This is a genomic window from Streptacidiphilus sp. EB129, from assembly GCF_041262645.1.
In the GTDB taxonomy this organism is placed as follows: domain Bacteria; phylum Actinomycetota; class Actinomycetes; order Streptomycetales; family Streptomycetaceae; genus Streptacidiphilus.
In genome coordinates this window covers 1-1,695 of the sequence record NZ_JBGCCS010000102.1, presented here as the reverse complement: position 1 = coordinate 1,695, position 1,695 = coordinate 1, and the positions used below count along the sequence as shown (strand labels likewise).

Annotated in this window: 2 protein-coding genes; one reads left to right on the top strand and one right to left on the bottom strand. The window is 70.0% G+C overall.

The features are described 5' to 3' along the window. Positions 1-268 precede the first annotated feature (268 nt). Positions 269-1,051, top strand: coding sequence for an IS5 family transposase (locus ABH925_RS37620; RefSeq protein WP_370156137.1), 783 nt, complete (start codon positions 269-271; stop codon positions 1,049-1,051). On the opposite strand, the gene ABH925_RS37615 is transcribed toward ABH925_RS37620, so the two are convergent. Continuing rightward, positions 1,017-1,583, bottom strand: coding sequence for a hypothetical protein (locus ABH925_RS37615; protein WP_370156136.1), 567 nt, complete (start codon positions 1,581-1,583; stop codon positions 1,017-1,019). The genes ABH925_RS37620 and ABH925_RS37615 overlap by 35 nt on opposite strands. Positions 1,584-1,695 lie beyond the last annotated feature (112 nt).

Here is a 1,695-nt window from a genome sequence, read left to right as displayed (position 1 = left end):
AGACGCCGTCTTCGTATCGGTCATGGTGAGCGCGGGTTCGATTGCGTCGACTCGGTGGACTGAACTTCCGGTGGTCGAGGCATGCAAGTAGGGCCTCCTGCACAGCTCGTGGGTGTCGAGTCCAGAGCAATCAGGAGGCCCTACGGTGCAGTCTTCCCTTTCGGTGCCCGCAGGGTCCAACTCGGTTGCCCGGTCGTGTGACTGTCTCGCGCACAGGTTCGGGAACGCGGGAGACCGACCGGACAGGCGACCGAGGTATCCCTCGGACATGAGCGACACGGAGTGGGCCGTGGTGCGCGCGGCGTTCCCGGTTCCGGCGTGGATGAACGGCCGGGGCGGTCAGCCGGAGGGCTACTGCCACCGGCAGATGTTGGACGCAGTCCGTTACCTGGTCGCGGGCGGCATCACCTGGCGGTCCATGCCGGCCGACTTCCCGCCCTGGGGCCGGGTCTACGCATTCGCCCGCCGCTGGCGCCTGAAGGGCCTGCTGGTAGAACTCCACGACCGACTGCGCGCGCTGGTCCGCGAGGACGCCGGCCGGGACCCGGAGCCGACAGCCGCCGTCATCGACGCGCAGTCGCTACGGGCCGCGCCCAGTGTTCCGCGCTCCACCTCCGGCTGGGACGGCGGAAAACGGGTGGGCGGGCGCAAGCGGCACATCGTCGTGGACAGCCTGGGACTACTGCTGGCCGTGATGGTCACCGCCGCGAGCGTCCAGGACCGCCACGCGGCCCAGCCGCTGCTGGAGCGCTTGCGCGAGCGCTACCGGAAGATCACCCTGGTCTGGGCCGACGGCGGCTATGCCGGTCGGCTGGTGGGCTGGGCCGCGGAGAAGCTCCGGGTCACCCTGCAGATCGTCAAGCGGAGCGATGACACCTCGGGGTTCGTGGTGCTGCCCAGGCGCTGGGTGGTGGAGCGGACCTTGAGCTGGCTGATGCGTTCGCGACGCCTGGTGCGCGACTACGAGACGCTGCCCGAAGTCCACGAAGCGATGGTGCTGTGGTCGATGACCATGCTCATGAGTCGGCGGCGGGCCCGGAAGCGAGCGTGAACCCGCCCGGCGCAGGCTCGGCCAGCCAGCCCCGGTCCGCCAACCGCTTGGCCCGCGACCGCACCCTGCCCTCGACATTCGCCGACGTCAGCTCCAGTCCCAGCCCGGCCGCAAGCTCCTGACACGACATCACTCCCTGCCCCCGCGAGGACCCCTCGGCCAGCAGAGCGAGAATGCGCTGGTACTCAACCGCGAGCACGCCCGACTTCAACCCGGGCCGCCACACCGGCACGATCGAGCCCCGCCGGGCCGGCCCTGCTGAAGACGGTGATACCACCTGCGAGGCAGCCACCGGTGCCGGCAACTCGCCCGCCGGTACCGGCCCGGCCGCCCCTGCCCGCGGCGGACACTCCGGCTCCGGCAGGTCGGTCAGGACCTCACCGACCCGCTGCCGGGCGATCACCCAGCCCTGCCAGTCCGTCTCCGCAGCGGCAAGCTCGGCCAGGATCCGGTCCGCCGCCTCCCGCAATCCCTCCACACGCTCTCGCGCGGCCAGCTCCCGAGCCTCCAGCAGACCAACGACCGACGCCACCCAGCACCTCCACCGACGAGAATCCCCGATGGCTCAGCTCTTCCGCACAAACGACAACGCCATACCTGACCTGCGAAAACAGTCGATCAAGTTCGGTACGAAAACGGCGTCT